A 21,031-nucleotide genomic window follows, 5' to 3' on the forward strand; every position below is an offset into this window, starting at 1 on the left:
AATGAGTCCTGAGGTCTATTTTCTAAGCTAGTAGTATTATAGCAAAAAATATTTTCACTATAATGTTTGACCTGCTTATATACTATACAAGAGTAGTTCGACCTGTTCTAAAAGCTGTGTATTGGTATGTTCATTTTTCACAGCATATGCAAGTGCAGCTCCTGCACCGACACCTTCTTTTGCTTCACCGTCATCATATTTGTGTAAGATAGGAATTTCCGACTCGGCGAATGAAAATACTGTATAGATGGCATGCGGCGTATAGCTGAGCTTTTGCAGTATATTTGCTATATCTGCATTTTTATCCTTGGCCACCCACTGGGTTGTTGCCAAGGTAATGTTGTTGTGGTTGATGCGCATTAAAACATCCTCACGCAGTTTGTCTGCAATAAGCAGACAGGCGGCCATCTGTGTTCCACCGGCGAGTACGACATGAAAACGGCGGCTTGCTTCAAGTAAGAAACCGGCACAAAATATAAGCATGTTATCGCTGACATATCCGAGTTTTTCAAAGTTGCTCATATCGTCGTTTATGAGCGAAAGTGCTTTGTCGATAGTCTTTTGTTTGATGCTCTTTGGGGCATTTAAAAAGCTTGAAGAAAAATCATCGGCTACATCAAATCCGAGTGCCAAAGCGGATGCTGTTGCAGTTGTCGTACCAGCAGGTGTACTCTCACCAAGGATGAGATAGTTGCCTTTTAGCTCATACTCTCGCCCGGTTTTTCGCCCTTTTTCAAAAACTGCTTCTGCATCGATGCCGGCACCCTGTGCAATGCTTTGTGAGGGTTCGATATTAAAGTTATGCACAATAGAATTCTGCGGCTGTTTTTCAAGACCAAGGTCGAAGATCCCAATAGTGGAAAATGGTGTGAGGTTATGGCTTGCACGGGTGATGAGTGCCGGAGTAGGAACGCCGGTAGGTGTTTCGGCAAGTTCACCGAGTGAAAAGACCTTTTCGGTGGAGATAAATTCTGCATCGAGTGTCGGCGTGAGGGGAATCATTCCCGGAATACCGGCTTGCGTGATGCCCTCTATTTCACAGGTTTTTGTAACGCTTGCGGCTAAAACAAAGTCCGCTTTTCCATCTGGCAAAGTGTCTGCTTTATTTGTAAAGATGTTGAATGTATTCATGACAGGTAACCTTTGTTTAATATAAATGCAATAATAGCAAGAAGAATTAAAAATCCTATAATTGTCTTGTCGATTTTTTTGGCAAACTGCAACATGGTCTGCAGGTCGTTCGCATTAATCTCTTCTCTCCCCTTGCCAAAAAAAGCTTTTTCTTTCATAACGCCAAAGTAAGCAGTGTTACCGCCGAGCTTGATGCCAAGTACCAAAGCCATCGCTGTAATTGGATGTCCTGCATTTGGACTCTCATGGAGTGAGCCGTTTTTGTAAAAAGAGAAGAGATGTTTTTGCTTTGCAACTGCCATAATCAGCAGGGCAGTTATGCGGGCAGGAATGAAATTGACAAAGTCATCAAGTAGCGCGGCAGCTTTGCCAAACTTTTCATACCTTTCGTTTCTGTAGCCGACCATGGAGTCCATCGTATTGATGGTCTTATACAAAATGATGCCCGGTAGTCCAAAGAGCAGCAGGTAAAATAGTGGAGCGATGACGCCGTCGTTGAGATTTTCGGCATAGGTCTCTATGGAAGCTTTGTATATGTCACTTTCATTTAGGTTTTGGGTGTCACGTGAGACTAACTGTGAGAGTAACTCTTTTTTGTTCGTGGCATAAAGTATCTCAGAAACTGCATCGAAGAGCATTCTGTGTGCTAAGAACATTGAGGCAAGAAAAGCGCTGAGTACGATGTAAAGAGCAGGTGCTAAAAGCTGCAGATAGAAATAAATGGCAAAAACAAAAAAGCTAACAACACTCAAAACAAACAAAACAAGCAGCAAACCTCTTTTTACAGAGTCTTTGTAAAACTTCTCTTCAAAAAAGGTGATGATATCCCCAATGTAGATGATGGGATGTTTTAAAAAGGGAAACTCTCCAAAAATTTTATCGATAAGATAGGCTAAAAGCGCTATGTATATATTACTGAGTATCATCCAGTTTCTCTTGTATATAATGTAAATCTATGTGTTTTTCAATATGTTTGGCAAAATCATTAATGGCCTTGGCTTTATAGGCTTGAAAATCATAACCTCTGTAGTCTGGATCAATCTTACGAAATATCTTCTGACGCAGGGCATCACTCTCAAAAAGACCATGCACGAAAGTGCCGTAGAAGTTCTTTGCTTTTTTGGCTCTTTTTTTCGTAGTACCGTTATGGATCTCATAGCCGTTGCACATAGTTCCAAAGAGATTGTAGCACCCTTTTGTTAGCACTTTGTTAGCTTGAAAGGTTACATCGCCTTTAATCCTTCCAAAGCCCTGCATCATTTTTATATCTGATTCAACACCGTTCTCATCGATCAAATTTTCAAACATCATCTCATAACCGCCGCAAACAGCAACTACTCTTTGTTCTTTGTTTTGCAGTACCTGCTCAAAACCTTGCTCACGCAGCCAATGAAGATCGTCAAACACACGCTTGCTTCCCGGAAGTATGAGCAGGTCGTAGTTCTTAGCTTTATTGATGGTGTTGATGAAGTCAAGTGCTATCTCTCTGTCTGCAACAAGCGGCTCAAAGTCGGTAAAGTTTGAGATATGCGGCAGTTTTATTACAGCGATTTTGATGATGGCATCATGCGTATTCTGTTGATAGTTCATTAGTGAAGCGGCATCTTCAAAGCCGAGATTAAAAGGCAGATAGGGAACAACACCTAAAACCTTGATGCCGAAATCTTTTTCGATTATCTTCACACCTTCATCAAAAAGGCTTCGATCGCCTCGAAATTTGTTTACAATGACGCCGATGAGATTTTTTCGCAGCTCTTTTGGAAGAAGATTGTAAACGCCGTAGATGGATGCAAAGACACCGCCGCGTTCAATGTCCGCTACGAGGACGATCTTTGTTTTAAATTCTTTGGCAACATAGATATTGGAGAGGTCTTTATCCATGAGGTTTAGCTCTACAGGACTTCCCGCTCCTTCGGCTACGATACATTCATACTCATGCAGAAGCTCTTCAAAGGCTTTTTTGACAACAGGTTGGAGCTTGCTGATATTTTTATAGTATGTATGGACATCGGTATCTTTTACATTTTTGCCGTTGATGATGAGATGGGCTTTGTTCTTTGCTCCGGACTTTAAAAGGATGGGATTGAAAAGAGGTGTAGTCTTTAATCCAATCACTTCGGCCGCAAAGGCTTGGGGAATAGCGATCTCACCTGTGTCAATGTCGGTTACGACGGAATTGTTTGAGACGTTCTGTGCTTTAAAAGGAGCTACTTTAATGCCCTGTTTATGCAGCAGATAGGTAATGGCAAAGCTGAGTGTCGATTTTCCGGCATCGCTGCTTGTTCCAAAGATGCTAAGCGAATGCACTAAGTGCCTCTTTTAGTTTTGTGTGAGCAGTTTCATCTTTAACGGCAAAACGCAGCCAGGAGTTGTCAAGAAAATCAAAACTTTCACAACTTCGTACTAAGATTTTATGCGCTAAGAGATGCTCAAAAATTTCACTTGCGTGAGATGACTGCGTGAGGATGAAGTTTGCTTCACTTGCAACGATGGTATCAAAAAGTCTAGACTCTTTGAGGAGTCTCTGCAGCTCCTCTTTTTGTTTGAGATGTGTTGCGCGAGCCTTGTTTTTGAAATCTTCATCATTGAGACGTTTTTGCAAAAAGGCTGCATCGAGTGAAGAGATATTCCAAAGAGGCGTATTAAGTGAACGAATGTTCTTTTTATGGGAGAAAACAGCACCGATCCGTACACCTGCACAGGCATAAAACTTTGTAAAAGATTGGATTATATAGAGTTTTTTGTAGTCATCTATTTGATTTTTCAAAGATTTATGATTTTCAAATTCTATGAAACTCTCATCAACAATAATGGTGCATTTTTTCTTTTTCCACATTAAAAAAAGCTCTTCAATGTCATAAAAACTGCCTTCCGGCGTTGCAGGATTGACAAAAATGACAATGGATTTTTTTTCTACTTTGGCATCGATATTTTCAATGCGGTTTATTTTATAAATGTTTTTTTTTGCAGCAAGTGCTGCTTTTTCATACTCACCGTAAAGCGGCGCATAAAGAGTGACCTTTTTACTTTTGAGTGAACTAAGCAGTGCATAGATGGCAGCTGTCGCGCCGTTGTAGAGTGCGATGTTTTGGCTTGCTGTTTTGTAGTTTGCCGCGATGGTCTGTTTTAGTTCAGGATAGTTGCTGTCGGCATATTTTGTTACGAGGCTGCTAGAACATTCGATGAGCGTCTCAGGAGCATAGCAGTTGATATTTGATGAGAAGTCGATTATCTCGTCAGGCTTGCAGTCAAGCTCTTTTGCGTATTTGTAAATATTTCCGCCGTGGTGCATCATTCATCTATCTCCACACCTGACCAGAACTCATCATAATCCAGATTCGTCATTGCATTTTCATCGGCAAGGTTCTTCTCAAGCAGTTTTTTTTGTTCATTGGCAAAGTACTCTTCAAGTGCCTCGTTTATGAGTTCAGAGATATCTTTTTTCTTCAGCTCGCTGAAGGCCTCGAGATTTTGCATATTGTAGTCATTAATGGTTATTTGCACTTTTTACCTCACATATGGACATGATCTTGCTCCAGTCCAGATTAAAATGTTTTGCCACGTAGGCTTTGGTATGGGGAATTTGACAGCCTGAGCAGTCTTGATGAATCGTTTCGCCATACACACCTTGTCTACCGTCTTTTGAGTCAATGCCGCAGTAGCTGTATTGTGTTTTGTCATCCACCTTTTTTATGCCCTTATCTGAAAAACAGAAGTTTGGACAGGAGCAGAGATAGCAGTTTAGCTCCTCCATATCGTGACATTTTTTGTTTTGGGCATAGAGCGGACAGAAATCACGCTCTTTGTTTTTCATATTGTCAAAGTCAAAATACTCAATTATCTCATCCTGCGTGAGATTCTCAGCAAGTAGCTTTTCAATGATCTCTTTATGCTTTTGCGCATGCTCACGCAGCCATTTGTTATAGCTCACGTGTTAGGCTGTATAGATGAGTTTTTGGTTTATTGCATTTCCTGAGAGCTCAACATAACGCATCGGGTACATATCTAGATCTTTTGGACGAATGAAACCGCGTGTGACAATGACATTGACATCATTTATCTTTGAGACTGAGTCGATGTGTTTGTGTCCTGAGAGCGTAAGAAGAAGATTTTTATAACCAAAGAGTCTTTTTTGCGTCTCTAGTGTATTGTTAAGCACATATTTGTGAATATCTTTTTCTTCAGTGCCGTTCCAGTAGTTTGTGTAGGGGTGGTGGTTTATGATAACTGTCGGCTTTTTGTTTTGCAGTGTCTTCTCTGCAAATGCAAGTGTCTCTTGGGTATATCGTCCATTGTTTTGATGCTCGATGCAGCTGTCAAGTCCCAAGATGTTGTAGCCTTTTGTCTCAAGCAGCCAATCTTTGCCCGAAGTTTTTAAACCGCGATCGTTGACAAACATCTTTTGAAATTCTGCAAGGTTTATCTCATCATCACCTTTTGGAGAGGACTCTTTGTTGCCGCGAACAGTGTAGTAAGGACAGTGCAGTTTTGCAACAATATCTTTAAAGACAAGAGTATCTTTGTCACCGGCTACATTGTTGTTAAAATTGTCGCCGCCAAAGAGTACAAAATCCAGATCAGGATAGTTTTTGTTGATAAATTCTACCGCGAGCTTCATCGCATCAACAGAGTCACTGTCTCCCAAATCCATATGTGAGTCGGTAATGTGCATAAATTTGAGACTTTTTTTATCTGTTTTTTCTTGTGCTGATGCTAGCATAGGCAATGTGGCTGCTGCAACAGCTCCTTTTAAAAATCCGCGTCTTGATATTTTTGGCATGGAGAATCCTTTTTAGATTAATGAATTTTGATTATATCGAAAGTTTGTAATTTTATACTCTTTTAACAGAGATATGTTAGACTACGCAAATTTTATAATTTAATGGATTTTTTTGTGAATAAAATAGACTTACATGCTTTGATAAAGCGCACAAAACCGCTGCATCTTTTGGTGGTAGAAGATGATGAAGCAATGCGCAAGGTTACAGTTACTTTTTTAAATACATTTTTTGACAACATTCACTGTGCTGGCGATGGTGTAGAAGCACTTCAGGTCTTGGGTGAAGAGCCTATAGATATGATTCTTACAGATATTAATATGCCAAATATGAACGGTTTGGAGTTTATAGCAAAACTGCGTGAGATGAATTGTGATCTGCCTATTATGATACTCTCTGCACATGCAGAACCGAGTTACTTTTTGCAGAGTATAAAGTATAGTGTTGATGGTTATTTGCTGAAACCTTTTGATATTGAACAGTTCTTTCCTCTGCTGCTTAAAATCGTCAAGTGTTTAGAAGATAAGAAAGAGTTGCTGGAGTATCACAATCAGTTAGAAACAATGGTGGCGCAAAAGACAAAAGAGCTTGAATACCGCTGTCTTCATGAATACTATACAGACCTTCCAAATGCAATTATGCTGCATCAAGATTTAGAAAAATGGAAATGTGGTTATATGCTGCTTTTGGATATGTCGCATTTTTCTGTTATTAATAAAGAGTATGGAAAAGCGTTTGCAAATCATGTCATCATCAGAACAGCACGTATTTTAGAGAAGCATATTCATAAAAATGCAAAACTTTATAAGACAGAGTCAGATCGTTTTGCGATTTTACTCAAAGAGAGTCCCTTAAAAGAGGTCTATCTTTACTGCGATCAAATCATCTCCTTTTTTGACAATCACAACATCGGAATTGATGATACAGAGTTGAATATAACATTTAATATCGGTGTCGATAAAATTCGAGCAGATGCCTCTGACACCTTGATAAACTGTGAATATGCACTGGATAAATCTAAAGAGCTTGGAAGCAGACACTATGAAGTATTTAGTGCGCGAACGACAGCTTTTAAAGATGAAAAAGAGGCTGTGAAATGGCTGCGTCTTACACGTGAGTTGATTATGGAAGAGAAAATTGAGCCCTATTACCAACCTATAAAAGATTTAAAAAGCGGCAAGGTCGTTAAGTATGAAGCACTTGCGAGAGGAATATATAAAGATGAGATCGTAGCACCCCATTTTTTTGTACAACAGGCTGAAAAACTGGGTCTGTCAACGGCATTAACACGTCTTATGATTAACAAAAGCTTTGCTTTTTTTCAAGATAAAACAGAGGAGTTCTCTATCAATTTAACAGAGAGAGATCTGCTAGAGGGGTATTTGATTCGATTTTTGACAGAGAAGATGAAGCAGTATAGCATAGAGCCTTCGCGAATTACTTTTGAGATACTTGAAAATATTACGGTAACAAAAAATTCAAAAAGAATCACACAAAAACTAAACCGTCTGCGTGAGATAGGATTTCAAGTGGCTATCGATGATTTTGGTATAGAGAACTCCAACTTTTCACGTCTTTTAGAGATCAATATTGATTTTATCAAGATAGATGGTATTTTCATTCGTGATTTAAAAGAGAATGAGAAGAACAGAATGATAACACGGGCCATTGTCAATCTTGCCAAAACGCTAGGTATTAAAACTGTGGCGGAATATGTAGAGGATGCGGAGATATACACACTCATAAAAGAGTGTGGTATTGATTATGCACAAGGCTATTTCATAGGGAAGCCTGCGCCTAAATTACTTGATACGTGAGATAATAAGATAGATAAAAAATGGTCCGCCGATAAGGGCGGTGATGATGCCGATTGGCAGTTCGCTCTGTGTCGGCAGACTGCGTGAGAGTGTATCGCAAAAGACCAAGAAAAATCCTCCAAAAAGAGCTGTTTTTATGATGCGTTTTGCAATTGTTACAGGGTAGAGCTTTGCAACGATGTGCGGTACGACAAGCCCTACAAATCCGATAGGCCCGGAGATGCTCACAAGCAGACCGATAGACAAAGAGGCGATGAGCAGTAAAATGAGCGTGATCTTTTTACTCTCCACACCTTTGAGCGTTGCGCTCTCCTCTGAAATACCAAGGAGTTGCAGCTCGAACCGGTAGCTATAGACTCCGATTAGCAAGACAACGGCGGCAACACTGATGAGCAGCGGTGAATTCCAGCCGATGATGGAGAGTGAGCCCATGGTAAAGCGGATGAGCATATCGTTTTGGATGGTATTGCCAAGATAAAAGACAAGCATCAAAGCAGAGGTGTAAAAGAGTGAGAGTGCGATGCCTAAAAGCAGTAGTGATGTTTGTTGAGAGCCTTTTAAAAATCTGGCGAGATAGAGCAGTAAAAAGATGGTAAGCATTGCGCCTAAAAAGCCAAAGAGAGTTACTGCTCCAATGCCAAAGAGAATGGAGGCAAGACCGAGTTTGATGGCAATGCCGGCACCCAATGTTGCCCCGCTTGAGATGCCTAAAGTATAAGGTGTCATCAGAGAATTGCGAAAGAGAGTTTGAAAAAGCAGACCGCTGAGTGCTAAAATAAGTCCGGCAAAAAAGGTAAAGATAACACGCGGCAGACGGATGTCATAAAAAATCTGCGCACTGAGTGTATCTAGATGAAAAATGTCTGAAAGGTTCAGATCAACTGCTCCCATAAAGGGAGAAAAGAGTAAAACACCAATAAGCAGACCCCAGATGACAAATCTAGGCATACTGCACCGCCAAAGATTGGATCTTTACATCATAGAGGCTGCTGAGATTATCATCTTCAAAAAAGTTCTCGGTAAAATAGTGTGCTTTTTTCTCTTGTAAAAAAAGAACAGGCGAGTCAATGTAGTGTGCCAAATGTAAGTCGTGTGTTATTAAAACTGTTTGGTGTGTTTGTTTGAGATTTTTGATATGCTCGGCGATTATTTTGGAGTTTTTTGGATCAAGATTTGCCGTTGGTTCGTCAAAGATGATAATCTCGCTCTCCTGCGTGAGCGCTTGTGCAATGAGCGCAAGTGCGGTCTCCCCTGAACTGAGGGATGAAAGTGTCTGCTCTTTTAGATGAGCAAGACCAAAGAGTTCTAAATTTGCGGAGGCGATGCTCCTGTCTTTATCGCTATAGTCCAAAAAACTCTCTTTGTGTGCGAATCTCCCCTGCAAAACGAACTCCGCAAGCGTTATAAACTCATCATAAAACTCTAGCTTTGTAGGAATGTATGCTATCTTCTTCGCTCTCTCTTTTGCTTCATATGCTTTCAGATTTTTTGTATCAATGATAATCTTGCCTGTGTAATCAAGCAGACCGCAAAATGCTTTTGCAAGTGTGCTTTTTCCCGAACCGTTTGCACCGAGAATATTCAGGTGAGAATCAATGATTAACGAGATATCTTGCAGTATCGGTTTTTCATCATAGCCCAGAGAGAGGCGGCTGAGTTCAATCATCCAGCATCTCACGTGAGAGGCGTTTGATTGTCAGAGCGACTCTTTGGGATGGAATGTGCAGGTAGTCTTCATCAACGATGGATATCTTTTTGTTTCTCGCTGCGGCAGTCGGCAATGCATACCAAGCGGCCAAAGCTTTTTGAACATTTACATTTGGTTCGGTTGCGTGAGAGTGAAGGATGATGATCTGTTCGGGATTGAGGGCAATGATGTTTTCATAACCCAGCACCGGTTGCGAGACGGCATCATCTTTGTAGGCATTTGTATTGCCCGTGAGTTTAATGATGTCATCAAAAAAGATATCGCTGCCGGCTATATAGATGCCGCTTCTCAGATCCTCATGCAGTCCGTAAACGATGAGAACGGAGTGTGGTTTTTTTGATTTTTTGATTTTATTGATACTATTTGTTATATCTGTTATAAGTTTGTTAGCCTGTTTTGTTTTTGAGATTGTTTGACCTAAAAGGAGTATGGAATTTTCTATGTCTTTAATAATTTTTAGTTTGAGTTTAAGTGTCTTTATATGAAAATAGCCCAGTTTTTCTAAAGTTTGTGCGTTAAATGTCTGTCCCACGACAAGTGTCGGATGGTGAGAGAGGATCTTTTCTATGTTCGGGTTGGTATAACCGCCGATAATCGGCAGCTTTTGCGCCGCTTTTGGATAGAGCGAATAAGAAGAGGTCGCCACAAGTTCATCTCCCGCACCAAGACCGTAAATGATCTCGGTAATGGAAGGCGAGAGCGAAATAATCCGCTCACCTGCGTGAAGGTTGAGTATAAAAAATGAGATAAGGAGAAATATTTTTATACTCACACTGTTTCCTTTTAGTATTTTAGATTAAGACCGACGTAGGCACTGCGTCCTGCTGTTGCATATCCGTCAACAGTTTGATAGTATTTATCTGTAATATTGTCAATTTTAGCATAAAATGTGAGATTTTTATTTGCTCTGACATTTGTTACGAAATTTGCAACTGTATATTTACCTGTTTGTGCACCTTGATTATCTGCTTTGTCGTAACGTGTTCCAATATATTGTGCATTGACACCAAAATCGATATCATCAGTTGCATAGTACGTTGCCGTCACATCAAGTTGTGATTTTGGGCGACGAGCAAGATTTTTATTATCTGCATCTTTTGCATCAAGGTAAGTGTAGAGAGCTTTCACTCCTAAAAAGTCAAAATAGAAATCTTCATACCCGAGTTCAACACCTTTAAATTTTGATATACCGGAAATTTGAATATAGCCAAGTGTCCAGTCATAATCAATTAAGTCGGTGATTTCATTATAAAAACCTGTTACCCAAACAGTATCATTACCAAAAGTGATGTCACTTGTCTTTGATTTTTCAGGTTTAAGGTTTGGATTTGCTCCCCATTGTCCATAAAGTTGCCCAAGTGTAGGTGCATTATAGCCTGAACCTATATTGGCACTAATATACAGATCATCTTTTAAAAACTGCTTGATACCTAGTTTACCAGTAAGAGAATTATCAAAATTATTGTATTTGTCATAACGGACAGACTCTGTGATGATTGTGTTGTTATCAGCTAAAAGATGAAGTTTATTGTAGTTTGTACCATAAACGGCAATTGCAGAATAGCTTTTATCAACATTTGGCGTAATATCAGTCTGCTTAAATTTTTGATAGGATGCTCCGACTCTTAAAAAACTATCTTTCATATAGTCTATCTTATCATCTAGCTTGATTTCGTTTACAGAACCTTTGTAATTTGTAGTAGCTGGTAAAGAAGTAAACCAATCCACATATGTTACATCTCTTTTGAAAGTAGATAAATTGTATTGCAGGGTAATATTATTGAGGGTGTCTTTGTGTTTTAATGCAAGTGTATAGAAACGATTCTGTAAGTATGTATTTGGCACTGTTGAATCATTTGCAGTTCCTGCTCCTTTGTCATAATGTACTAAAGAGTTGATTGCCTGAATATTTGCTTCTACTCTATCATTATCTGTGATGTTGTATCCAAATTTTGTATTGAGTGTTTTGTTTTCATAGCTGTCTTTTTCAAGTCCCAAATCATCATATCTTTTTCCATAATTTGTTTCAGATTGTGTTGGTTCTGCAGCTGAAAACCCGTCATTATCAAAATAGGTTCCTGATGCAAGAAAATCATATTTTTTAGTGGCATACGAGGCAGTAAGTGATGTTTGCAGCGTATCATATGCGCCATATTCCATGTTTACATTTGTATGCAATCCTTTTTTCGCTTTTGATGTGATGATATTGATAACACCTCCACTTGCATCACTTCCCCAAACGCCTGATTGGGCACCTTTAATGATTTCAATCTGTTCTACATTATTTAGCATAATTTGTGAAAATTCTGCTGTTGCACCAATGGCTGTAGGATTGTTGTAACGTACACCATCGATAAGAACGAGAATTCTTTTTGAACTCATACCTCTAAGATAAATAGATGAAGATGTTCCTGGTCCACCATTTTGAGTCATAGGCATATTTGCCAATTTGTGAAGCGCTTCATTGAGTGTTGTAACACGAGAATCTTCTATTTCTTCTTTTGTAATAACAGTTACACTGTCTGTTACATCCTTTTTATTAAGTGCTGTTCCTTGTGAAGTGCTTACTTCAATATTGTTCAATGTGTATTGATTCTGTGCTTGAAGTGTTCCTGCTAGTAGAGCAACTGAAATGAGTGATAGTTGTATTGTTCTTTGCATTATAATCCTTATAGTTATGTTTGTTTTTTGTTTTGCTAATTAGGTTTTATTGGATTATGCAGAGGGTGGGGAAGCTATTTTAATGACAAGAGGCTTGCCGTTTAGAGTGCATACCGAAGCGCTGCTTGCAACTATCTTTTGAAGAGATATATAGGCTTGTATCGCTGCTAATGTAAAGTAGTTTTTTCCAAAACCTTTAGGTGTATGCTTCATAAATCGAATTTTAGCTAAAATAATCTTATGAAACTATCCCATCTCAAACAAATTGTAAACTATTTAAAGAATTTTAAAAAAATCAGTGCTGTCCATCGAGTCAGTGACACCATTATTAAAGTCGTTTTTGACAAAAATGATACGCTCTACTTCAATATGCAGCGCTCCAACTCTTCCATCTTTAAGTGTCAGGAGTATCCGCGTTCAAAGGTCTATAACGCTCCTTTTGATGTTATCTTGGCGAAGCGTTTTAACCGCTCGAATATTTTAGGCATTGAACTTGTCAACGGCGATAAGATCATTCGTTTTAAAACCTCGCTGGCTTCGGCGTACAAAGAGGAGATAACCTATCTTCAGTTTGAATTTACCGGAAAATATACCAATGTCATCATTTTAGATGAAGATATGGTCGTTTTGGAAGCCCTGCGCCATATTGATCTCTTTTCTTCGTTTCGTGAGGTGCGTGTCGGGCAAAAACTCCTTGATGTTCCGGCGGCTCCGTTTACACCAAAAGAGTATCCGCTTGAAGATGTTGAAGCCTATCTGTATGAGGTTTATGAAAAAGAACAAAATGCAAAATTGAGCAGCCTTAAAAAACAAAAAGTGGCACTGCTGAGTAAAAAGCTTAAAAAACTGCAAAAACTTTACGAGAGATTGGAGTCACAGGAAGAGCTTGAAGCAGAAGCACAGAGGTATGAGCATTATGGCAATCTTGTCCTTTCTAATGTGCACAATATCAAACCTTACAGTGAAGTGCTTTATCTCAATGATTATGACGGCTCTGTTGTTGAAGTACCGCTGCAGAAGCCTCACGCAACACCCTTTACCATAAGTGAAATGTTCTTTACAAAAAGTAAAAAGGCAAAACAACGCGCAAAACATCTGCATATTGAAGAAGAATCTCTGAGAAGTAAGATAGAGCATATCAAACTCTTTATCAATACCGTCGAGGAAGCAAAAGACATTGCTAAAATTGAGCTGCTCTTTCCAAAACGCATACAGAATAAAAAGGTCAAACAAGATGATTCCATAGAGACATTCTGGATAGAGGGATATAAAGTAGAGTTGGGCAAGAATGAAAAGGGCAATATCGCCGTGCTTAAAAATGCCAAAGCGAGAGATATCTGGCTGCATATGCGAGATATGCCTTCGTGTCATGTTATCATTCATACCGACAAACAGCAGCTGCCGCAAAACATTATAGCCGCAGCGGCAAGGCTCTGTGTTGATTTTACAACGACTTCAAAAGATCGATATTTAGTCGATTATACTCCAAGACGTGAAGTGACCATACAAAATGGGGCAAATGTGCTGTATAATAAGTACAAGACAATAGAGGTAGATACGCGATAACTGTGAAAATCTTAAAAAGTAGAGCTTTTTGTAGCTTTAGTGCCCTAGCGGCTAGCGGAGTAAAAGGGATTTTATTCCTTTTGCGGACAAAATAATGCAAGAGGTTCCCTTGTTTTGGGAACCAAAAGAAGGGAGAGTATTATGGCTGTAGGACCAATCGGAAACGCAATACTTGTTAACCAGATGACGCCTGCAGTTACTCCTGTACAAGGTGGGCAGTATACTCGTTATGAACTGCAGAATATCGCCGCGCAGATGGCAGTTCAGGAAAAACAAAAAGAGGTCGAAGAGGTTCGTCCTGCCGAAGAGAACCATGCCGTAGATCCTGATCGTGAGCATACCCGTCAGGAAGCTGATGAAGAGATGAGTGAAGAGGCAAAGTCACCCAGAAAAACAGCTTCAGAAGATGAAGCTAAAGAGATTGAGAAAGAAGAGGGTATTCACCTATTAGATATTAAAGTCTGATTGGGTATAATCTCACAATTACAATTTAGGAATTTTTATGAGTATGTTTGGTGAGCATAAAGAGCGAATTTTAACAGGTCTTGCACTTTTAGCAGGTGTTTTGATCGTCGGTTTTATAGATAACTTTTTTCTGATGTGGCTTGTTTTTGGTGTCATTTACATTCTTGCTTTTAAAGAAGCGATCAAGCTTTTTGGTGTTGAGAGAGACGGGCTCATCCCTTTTGCTGTCGGCCTTTGGCTGATTGCCGGAATATATCCTTACGGTGATGACCTCTTCGTTCTTGCAGGTGTGGCTTATGCCGGTGCTGTGGCTTTTAACAAAGAGCTTAAATGGGTAGATTTCTTCCCGTTCATCTATCCGACCGCCGGCATCTTGTTTATGTTTACGATGTATGAAGAGTATGGTGTAATGGCGCTGCTTTGGCTTGTAGCGGTTGTGGCATTGACAGATATCGGTGCGTATGCTGTAGGAAAAAGCATAGGAAAAACTCCTTTTTGTGAGACATCTCCAAATAAAACCATGGAAGGGGTTGTTGGCGGTGTAGTCGTCGCGACTGCAGGAGGTATGTTCTTTGGACTGCCGATCGTTGATCTTGGAGTTGCATTTTTAATCTCATTTTTTGTTGCAGTGAGTTCCGTGTTTGGTGACCTTTTTGAATCTTCTCTCAAACGTCAGGCTGGTGTAAAAGACAGTGGTGATCTACTGCCTGGACACGGTGGTGTACTTGACCGCATAGACGGCTATCTTTTTGGTGGTATCGTCATGCTTGTTCTGCTTCGAGGACTTGTCTAATTGTCCATAGTTCTTTTAGGTTCAACCGGTTCTATTGGGGTCAATACTCTGCTTGTCGCAAAACGTTTCGGTATCAAAGTTGAGGTGCTTGTCTGCGGTAAGAATATTGCACTTTTAAATGAACAGATTCAAGAGTATAGTCCAAAAGTTGTTGTTATCGCTGATAAAGCAGATGTGCCAAAAGTCAATCATGTCTGCGTGAGATATGGACAGGAGGCTATTTTAGAAGCCATCGAGGCATCGCAAAGCGGACTTGTTGTCAATGCACTTGTTGGTTTTTTAGGGCTTCGTCCAACGCTCAAGGCAATAGAGTGCGGCAAGCGTGTCGCCCTGGCAAATAAAGAGTCTCTTGTAGCAGGCGGTGCTTTTATTGACACCTCGAAGATTCAGCCAATAGACAGTGAACATTTTGGGCTGTGGTATCTACTGCAAGATCGGCCGGTTTCAAGGATGACAATTACGGCAAGCGGTGGTGCATTTCGTGACTGGCCGCTTGAAAAACTCGCTCACGCAACGCTTGCAGATACTCAAAAACATCCAAACTGGTCGATGGGACAAAAGATAACCATTGATTCAGCTACAATGGTCAATAAAATGTTTGAGCTTTTAGAAGCGCGCTGGCTTTTTGGCGAGGGCAAAAATGGGGTAACGGCGTTTGATGCTATCATCGAGACAAAGTCGCTCATTCATGCTATGATTGACTTTAAAGACGGCTCAACGACAGCACACTTTGCTCACGCAAGCATGCAGTTGCCTATTGCGTATGCGCTTGATAAAAAGATGGATGAGAGTATTTTAGAGCATGTCAATCTACTTGATGTTGGCTCATTGGAATTTAGAAAAATAGAGAAAGAGCGATATCCAGTATGGGAAATCAAAGAAGAACTCTTGAAAAATCCATATCTTGGTGTTGTTATCAATGCTGCTAATGAAGCTGCCATAGAGAAGTTCATTGCAAAAGAGATAGGATTTATGGATATTAGTAAAAATATCATTCATGCTTTTGAAAATTTTAGTGATGCCGTTCCTGCCAATGTGGATGATGTATTTACTATTGATGAAGAAGTGCGAAATTTTGCAAGGTAAAGTATAGTGATATTAAGTATAGAAAGTTCATGTGATGATAGTGCAGTAGCAATTACTGAGATCGCAACAAACAAATTGTTATTCCATAAGAAGATATCCCAAGAGATAGAGCACTCTGTCTATGGAGGTGTCGTTCCTGAACTAGCAGCAAGGCTTCATGCAGAAGCACTTCCAAAGATTTTAGAGCAGTGTGAGCCTTATTTTGACAAGCTCAAAGCTGTAGCGGTAACATCTTCTCCGGGACTGGCTGTGACACTTGTAGAAGGGGTTACAATGGCAAAGGCAGTTGCTGTTGCACTTGATATTCCCATCATAGGCGTCAATCATCTTATTGGTCACATATATTCACTCTTTATGGAAAAAGAGACGACTTTTCCGCTGACGGTGCTTCTTGTTTCCGGAGGACATACTCAGGTTATGGAAGTAAAGAATCTGCGTGAGATAGAGACAGTTGCCAAAAGTATGGATGACTCCTTTGGTGAGAGCTTTGATAAGGTCGCTAAAATGATGGGGCTTGGTTATCCCGGCGGTCCGCTTATCCAAGAGCTTGCAAAAGATGGTGATCGGTTGGCCTATAACTTTACAGTGCCGCTGCACCAGTCACCTTTGATAGCCTTTTCCTACTCAGGTCTGAAGAATGCAGTGCGTTTGGCAGTAGAAGAAGCAGGCGAAGATAAAGAGAAGTATAAAGATATAGCTGCCTCATTTGAGCATATTGCTACAAAACATCTGACGATGAAGCTCAAAAAGTATTTTAAATCTCATCCGCCAAAGACATTTGCTATCGTAGGCGGAGCGAGTGCCAATCTTTACCTGCGTGAGCAGATAAAAGAGCTGCTCAAACCCTACGGAGCAAAACTAATACTCAGTGAACTGCAGTACTGTTCGGACAATGCTGCAATGATCGGCAGAGTAGGTGTTGATATGTACAAAGAAGGAATGTTCAGCTCACTCGAAGAGCTGAACATCTCACCAAAAAGCAAGCTTTAAACTTAAAAAAAACTTATGCAAAAACAGTTGTTTTCTAAATAAGACAAATATTATCCGATTTAAAATATACTTCGGTTACAAAAAAGGTTTGAAGCTCTTTAGCTCAAAAAATGCTAAGGCATTTTGGGCTTCCTGCCGAAGGAAACACAGCGTTAGCGTAGAGGAAGGAATTACTTTCTTACTCGTTAGCATTAAATGATGGTTCCTTCATTTTATAAAATAAAATAAAGGATTTGAATATGGCAACGACTAAATTCAAAGGTACAGACGTAGAGTTATTAGGTAATGAAGTAAATGTTGGAGACAAAGCTCCTGAGGTTAATGTAGTTAACTCAGACGGTCTTGGTGATGTTAAAGTTGGTGGAGCACAAGGTGTTAAACAACTTGTAATCGTTGTTCCTTCTTTAGATACAGGTGTGTGTGCAACGGAAACTCGTAACTTTAACGCGAAAGCTGCAGAGCTTGACGGTGTTAAAACTGTTGTTGTTTCTATGGACCTTCCATTTGCTGCAGGACGTTTTTGTTCAGCTGAAGGAATCGATAAATTAACTGTTGCTTCTGACTTCAGAAACAAAGATTTCGCTAATGCATACGGTGTACTTTTAGGTGGTTCTCCACTTGCTGGTGTTACTGCTCGTGCTATCTTCGTAATCGATGAAAACGGTGTTGTGACTTACAAAGAGATCGTTCCTGAGATCACTGAAGAACCACAATACGACGCTGCTATCGAAGCTGCGAAAAAGTAATTTTTCTCCTATAAAACAGGTTTTAAAATTAAGGTGTCCAACTTAATTTAAAGCGATTTTATCGCTCCCTTGCCGCCATTGGTGGCAAGAAAGTGAAGTGAGCTATGTCTCATTTTATTTCTCCTTCTTTGGGGTTTGGCTTTTGCCAAACCCCTTTTTTATTTTAACCTTCAAATAATTTAATTTCTCTATTTAAGAAAGTCCATATATTGCTCTGATATAATATTTTCACTTATTTAACAGGGGATAGAATGAAAAAAACAATTTTAAAGACAGCTCTTTTAGGCTCTTTGATGGTTTCAGCGGCAAACGCTGATATAGCACGCGTAGAACTGGGCGGTGGTATTTGGCAGCAAACACCAAACGGAACGATAACATATACAGATGGCAGTGCTACAGGTACATATACATCAGATAAAAAAGAAGATAACGGTGCATATGCCTGGCTCTTGATCAAACATCCGATCCCTATCATCCCAAATCTTCGTTTAGAGTATGCAGACATAAAAGACAAAGGTGTCGTCACCGGAGATTTTAAAGATTTTACAGTACCTGGTGCTACAACAACGGCTCGATTTGAAATGAAACAGTATGACATTATTCCGTATTACAATATTCTTGATAATACGATGTGGACAACGATTGATCTTGGAATTGATGTGAAAGTTGTTGATGCCACTTATGAAGCAGACAATGTAACGGTTGGTGGTGTACCTACTTCAAATTATACAGATTCAGATACAGTAGCAATTCCTTTGGTGTATGCAAGAGCACGTGTAGAAATACCGGCAACAAATATCGGTTTGGAAGCTGACGGGAAATACATTACTTATGATGGTTCGACAGTGTATGACTTCCGTGCAAAAGTTGACTATACTTTTGACTTTGTTCCCGTTGTGCAGCCTGCCATTGAAGTAGGGTACAGAGTACAAAAGTTTGATGTTAAGTCAGATGATGACAAAACAAAACTAAATATAGATTTTTCAGGTGTTTATGCCGGTTTAATGCTGAGATTTTAAAGTTTTTCCAGAGTTTTACTCTGGTTTAAACGCTTGAAAATCTCTATCCAAAACAACAATCTCCAACTCAAGTAAGATTCCAAACTTTTCATAAACTTTTTTTTGTGCTTCATAGATGAGTGTTGCCGCATCCTCAAATTTTCCGCCTCCCGTATTTACCAAAAAGTTTGCATGCTCTTGACTGAAACACATAGCCCCCTGCATCTTGCCTTTCAGACCTACCGCTTCAATGAGTCTGCCTGCATAATCTCCATCGGGATTTTTAAAACAGCTTCCTGCAGAGGGAGTCGATGGTTGGTTGGAACGCATTTTTTTAAACATTGCAACTTTTTGAGTATCATATCCATAGCTCAGTTCAAAAACAGCTTCGAGTATAGGTTCGTCTATATTTGTAAACCTGTATCCATATTGAATCTCATCTCGCTTCTTTTCTCCGTTTAAAGTGGTAATAGATAGAAGATGATTAAATATTTCATACTCTTTGAGTCCTGCGTTCATGAAGACAAGACCGCCAAGTTTTCCTGGAAGATGTGAGAGAAATTCAAAATTGGCGATATTGTTTTTTTTACAGTAAGAGGCGATTTTCCCTGAAGGTGTTGCCGCTCCGATTTTTAAGAGATTGTCTTCCTTCTTAATATAATCGAACTCTTTGGATAGCATCATAAGCGTCGGAGGGTTGTTGCCTATAAGAATATTGTTACACGAGCCAATAAGGTAGTAGTCGTTGAGATTGTCAAGCTCTGCGTGAGCATCTAAAAGGTGCACATCAAAGGTGCCGCCTATCTTAAAAGAAGAGTAGTTTGAGAAATTGATGGATTTTGTATTCATTACTCGATGAAGGTAGGAATCAAAGCAAAGACATGAGTGGAAAAGTCAGTCATTTCATTAAGCATCCACGGCATTGTAAGAACGATAACGATGACAACGCCGATGATCTTTGGAATAAAAGAGAGGGTCATCTCATTTATCTGTGTAGTTGCTTGAAAAATAGAGATGGCAAGACCCATCAGCATCCCCACAAGCAACGCAGGCAGTGCCAAATAGAGGGCAATTTGAAATGTTTCAACACCAAGCTCTATAAGTTTTGCTTCCATTTATGAATTCCTTAGCTCTTTGTACTCTGTTGGAATTAAATAATCTTCTATCTTCACAAGTGTATCATAAAAACCGTGCTCATAGCCAATTTCAAAGAGCTTGTTTATGGCTTTGTATTGAATATCACTGAGTGTAATCGAGTCATCGTTTGCATAGAGTTCGAGATATTTATCAAGCGTCGGTGCATCTATACGAACGAGATTGCGTTCTATGAGCATTTTGCTAAGGCGTTCTTTGTGGTCACGCGCAACTTGAACAGCTTTTGTCAATGTCGCTTCATACTCTATGGCTTTGTTGAGAGGAATGGAGCGACGAATAGCCATACCGCCAAGTGGCAGCGGCAGATCTTTGCCTGCAAGTTCCTGCCAGATATCCCACATCTCACGTTCCACTTCTAGTTTATCATTGTAGGTAAGAATGGATTCATGAATAAGTACACCGGCATGAACCGTTCCGTCTAAAACTGCCTGTTCGATATCCAAAAAGTTCATGTATGTTATGCGTGCTTCGGGGTAAGCGATGCGAAAGAGCATGGCGTTTGTCGTGTGTTTACCGCTGAGAGCCACTTTGAAATTTCGTTTGAGCTTTTCGCCTTTACGTTTAATGACCTTCGGCCCGTAACCCTCACCGAAACTGACGGCTGTACGAAGAGGTGCATACTGCTCTTTTATGTGAGGATAGAGAGCAAAAGAGATAGCGACAATGTCATAAACACCACCCAGTGCATCTTCGTTAAGGGTTTGAATGTCTTTTGCAATATTGTCAAACTGGACATCTTGCATTCCTACCCAGCCAAATTTAATGGCATAGTACATAAAAATATCGTCGGCGTCAGGTGAGTGTGCTATAAGGGTTTTTTTCATAAGACTTCTTTCATAATCTCTGATACCCTTCAGTAAACTATACAACATGATAGTCAAGACGGATGTTCTTCAACGTAGCCGTAGCTACGGTGAAGGTTATCCAACGCAGAATATCTTTTTGTATAGTTTACCCGAAGGGAGGGTTAAAAAGAATCAACCTTGCACAAAAGTTTTCATCACCGTAGCTACGGCTACGCTTCAAAAAACATTTTGCACAATCTTAACTCTTTTTAGCCCTCTGAAGAGTATCAGAGATTATGAAAGAAGTCTGCAAAATTGTAACCAAATAAGTATGAAATAGGACTAAAAGAGG

General features: G+C 39.9%; 23 protein-coding genes. 8 read left to right on the forward strand and 15 right to left on the reverse strand.

Annotation, left to right across the window (positions count from 1 at the left end):
• Window positions 1-75: 75 nt before the first annotated feature.
• From FM071_RS00400 to FM071_RS00430, 7 genes are read right to left on the reverse strand one after another with little or no spacing between them, the layout of a single operon-like run.
• Entirely contained in the window at window positions 76-1,131 is a 1,056-nt protein-coding gene (locus FM071_RS00400; RefSeq protein WP_193111025.1) for a nicotinate-nucleotide--dimethylbenzimidazole phosphoribosyltransferase, read from the reverse strand.
• Window positions 1,128-2,057 carry an adenosylcobinamide-phosphate synthase CbiB gene (gene cbiB / locus FM071_RS00405; RefSeq protein WP_193111026.1) on the reverse strand — a complete coding sequence of 310 codons (930 nt, stop codon included), beginning with the start codon at window positions 2,055-2,057 and terminating at the stop codon, window positions 1,128-1,130. The genes FM071_RS00400 and cbiB overlap by 4 nt, the downstream gene beginning before the upstream one ends.
• A complete protein-coding gene (locus FM071_RS00410; RefSeq protein ID WP_193111028.1) occupies window positions 2,044-3,438 on the reverse strand; it encodes a cobyric acid synthase in 1,395 nt (464 codons plus the stop codon). The genes cbiB and FM071_RS00410 overlap by 14 nt, the downstream gene beginning before the upstream one ends.
• On the reverse strand, window positions 3,425-4,426 hold the full coding sequence (locus tag FM071_RS00415; RefSeq protein WP_226960540.1) for an aminotransferase class I/II-fold pyridoxal phosphate-dependent enzyme: 1,002 nt from the start codon (window positions 4,424-4,426) through the stop codon (window positions 3,425-3,427). The genes FM071_RS00410 and FM071_RS00415 overlap by 14 nt, the downstream gene beginning before the upstream one ends.
• Complete coding sequence (locus FM071_RS00420) at window positions 4,423-4,635, reverse strand: hypothetical protein (protein WP_193111030.1); 213 nt, start codon at window positions 4,633-4,635, stop codon at window positions 4,423-4,425. The genes FM071_RS00415 and FM071_RS00420 overlap by 4 nt, the downstream gene beginning before the upstream one ends.
• Entirely contained in the window at window positions 4,619-5,062 is a 444-nt protein-coding gene (locus tag FM071_RS00425) for a hypothetical protein (RefSeq protein WP_193111031.1), read from the reverse strand. The genes FM071_RS00420 and FM071_RS00425 overlap by 17 nt, the downstream gene beginning before the upstream one ends.
• A 3-nt stretch (window positions 5,063-5,065) precedes the next feature.
• On the reverse strand, window positions 5,066-5,911 hold the full coding sequence (locus FM071_RS00430; protein ID WP_193111033.1) for a metallophosphoesterase: 846 nt from the start codon (window positions 5,909-5,911) through the stop codon (window positions 5,066-5,068).
• 114 nt (window positions 5,912-6,025) lie between these two features.
• On the opposite strand from FM071_RS00430, the gene FM071_RS00435 reads away from it, so the two are divergent.
• On the forward strand, window positions 6,026-7,726 hold the full coding sequence (locus FM071_RS00435) for an EAL domain-containing protein (RefSeq protein WP_226960541.1): 1,701 nt from the start codon (window positions 6,026-6,028) through the stop codon (window positions 7,724-7,726).
• Here FM071_RS00435 and FM071_RS00440 read toward each other — a convergent pair.
• The 5 genes from FM071_RS00440 to FM071_RS00460 are packed head-to-tail and all read right to left on the reverse strand — an operon-like array spanning window position 7,712 to window position 12,308.
• Window positions 7,712-8,674 (reverse strand): FecCD family ABC transporter permease, encoded by a 963-nt coding sequence (locus FM071_RS00440; RefSeq protein ID WP_193111037.1) that lies wholly within the window; start codon window positions 8,672-8,674, stop codon window positions 7,712-7,714. The genes FM071_RS00435 and FM071_RS00440 overlap by 15 nt on opposite strands.
• Entirely contained in the window at window positions 8,667-9,392 is a 726-nt protein-coding gene (locus tag FM071_RS00445) for an ABC transporter ATP-binding protein (RefSeq protein ID WP_193111039.1), read from the reverse strand. Before FM071_RS00445 ends, FM071_RS00440 begins: the two co-directional genes overlap by 8 nt.
• On the reverse strand, window positions 9,385-10,206 hold the full coding sequence (locus tag FM071_RS00450) for a helical backbone metal receptor (protein WP_193111040.1): 822 nt from the start codon (window positions 10,204-10,206) through the stop codon (window positions 9,385-9,387). Before FM071_RS00450 ends, FM071_RS00445 begins: the two co-directional genes overlap by 8 nt.
• 11 nt (window positions 10,207-10,217) lie before the next feature.
• Window positions 10,218-12,095 carry a TonB-dependent receptor plug domain-containing protein gene (locus FM071_RS00455; RefSeq protein ID WP_193111042.1) on the reverse strand — a complete coding sequence of 626 codons (1,878 nt, stop codon included), beginning with the start codon at window positions 12,093-12,095 and terminating at the stop codon, window positions 10,218-10,220.
• A 54-nt stretch (window positions 12,096-12,149) separates the two neighbouring features.
• Window positions 12,150-12,308 (reverse strand): hypothetical protein, encoded by a 159-nt coding sequence (locus FM071_RS00460; RefSeq protein ID WP_193111043.1) that lies wholly within the window; start codon window positions 12,306-12,308, stop codon window positions 12,150-12,152.
• Window positions 12,309-12,335: 27 nt separating this feature from the next.
• Here FM071_RS00460 and FM071_RS00465 point away from each other — a divergent pair, with 27 nt between their 5' ends.
• From FM071_RS00465 to FM071_RS00495, 7 genes are all read left to right on the forward strand, one after another.
• Entirely contained in the window at window positions 12,336-13,661 is a 1,326-nt protein-coding gene (locus tag FM071_RS00465; RefSeq protein ID WP_193111045.1) for an NFACT family protein, read from the forward strand.
• A 141-nt stretch (window positions 13,662-13,802) separates the two neighbouring features.
• Window positions 13,803-14,126 (forward strand): hypothetical protein, encoded by a 324-nt coding sequence (locus FM071_RS00470; protein ID WP_193111047.1) that lies wholly within the window; start codon window positions 13,803-13,805, stop codon window positions 14,124-14,126.
• A gap of 37 nt (window positions 14,127-14,163) precedes the next feature.
• Window positions 14,164-14,919, forward strand: a complete 756-nt coding sequence (locus FM071_RS00475; RefSeq protein ID WP_193111048.1) for a phosphatidate cytidylyltransferase — start codon at window positions 14,164-14,166, stop codon at window positions 14,917-14,919.
• Window positions 14,920-14,925: 6 nt separating this feature from the next.
• Complete coding sequence (gene dxr / locus FM071_RS00480) at window positions 14,926-16,005, forward strand: 1-deoxy-D-xylulose-5-phosphate reductoisomerase (protein ID WP_193111981.1); 1,080 nt, start codon at window positions 14,926-14,928, stop codon at window positions 16,003-16,005.
• Window positions 16,006-16,011: 6 nt separating this feature from the next.
• The gene (tsaD, locus tag FM071_RS00485; RefSeq protein WP_193111050.1) at window positions 16,012-16,995 is read left to right on the forward strand and encodes a tRNA (adenosine(37)-N6)-threonylcarbamoyltransferase complex transferase subunit TsaD; all 984 of its coding nucleotides are present in this window, start codon (window positions 16,012-16,014) and stop codon (window positions 16,993-16,995) included.
• A gap of 239 nt (window positions 16,996-17,234) precedes the next feature.
• Complete coding sequence (tpx, locus tag FM071_RS00490) at window positions 17,235-17,741, forward strand: thiol peroxidase (protein WP_193111052.1); 507 nt, start codon at window positions 17,235-17,237, stop codon at window positions 17,739-17,741.
• Between the two features lie 251 nt (window positions 17,742-17,992).
• Window positions 17,993-18,760 (forward strand): TIGR04219 family outer membrane beta-barrel protein, encoded by a 768-nt coding sequence (locus FM071_RS00495; RefSeq protein ID WP_193111053.1) that lies wholly within the window; start codon window positions 17,993-17,995, stop codon window positions 18,758-18,760.
• A gap of 15 nt (window positions 18,761-18,775) precedes the next feature.
• Here the strand turns inward: FM071_RS00495 and FM071_RS00500 are convergent, their stop codons facing one another.
• Genes FM071_RS00500 through FM071_RS00510 form a run of 3 tightly spaced genes read right to left on the reverse strand, consistent with a single transcriptional unit; the run spans window position 18,776 to window position 20,718 of the window.
• Window positions 18,776-19,588: a UDP-N-acetylmuramate dehydrogenase gene (locus FM071_RS00500; protein WP_193111055.1), complete on the reverse strand. Its 813-nt coding sequence runs from the start codon at window positions 19,586-19,588 to the stop codon at window positions 18,776-18,778.
• Window positions 19,588-19,854 carry a flagellar biosynthesis protein FliQ gene (gene fliQ, locus FM071_RS00505; RefSeq protein ID WP_193111057.1) on the reverse strand — a complete coding sequence of 89 codons (267 nt, stop codon included), beginning with the start codon at window positions 19,852-19,854 and terminating at the stop codon, window positions 19,588-19,590. The genes FM071_RS00500 and fliQ overlap by 1 nt, the downstream gene beginning before the upstream one ends.
• Entirely contained in the window at window positions 19,855-20,718 is an 864-nt protein-coding gene (locus FM071_RS00510; RefSeq protein WP_193111059.1) for a menaquinone biosynthesis family protein, read from the reverse strand.
• Between the last annotated feature and the right edge of the window lie 313 nt (window positions 20,719-21,031).

Origin of the sequence: Sulfurimonas paralvinellae (assembly GCF_014905135.1) — a bacterium.
Taxonomy (GTDB): domain Bacteria; phylum Campylobacterota; class Campylobacteria; order Campylobacterales; family Sulfurimonadaceae; genus Sulfurimonas; species Sulfurimonas paralvinellae.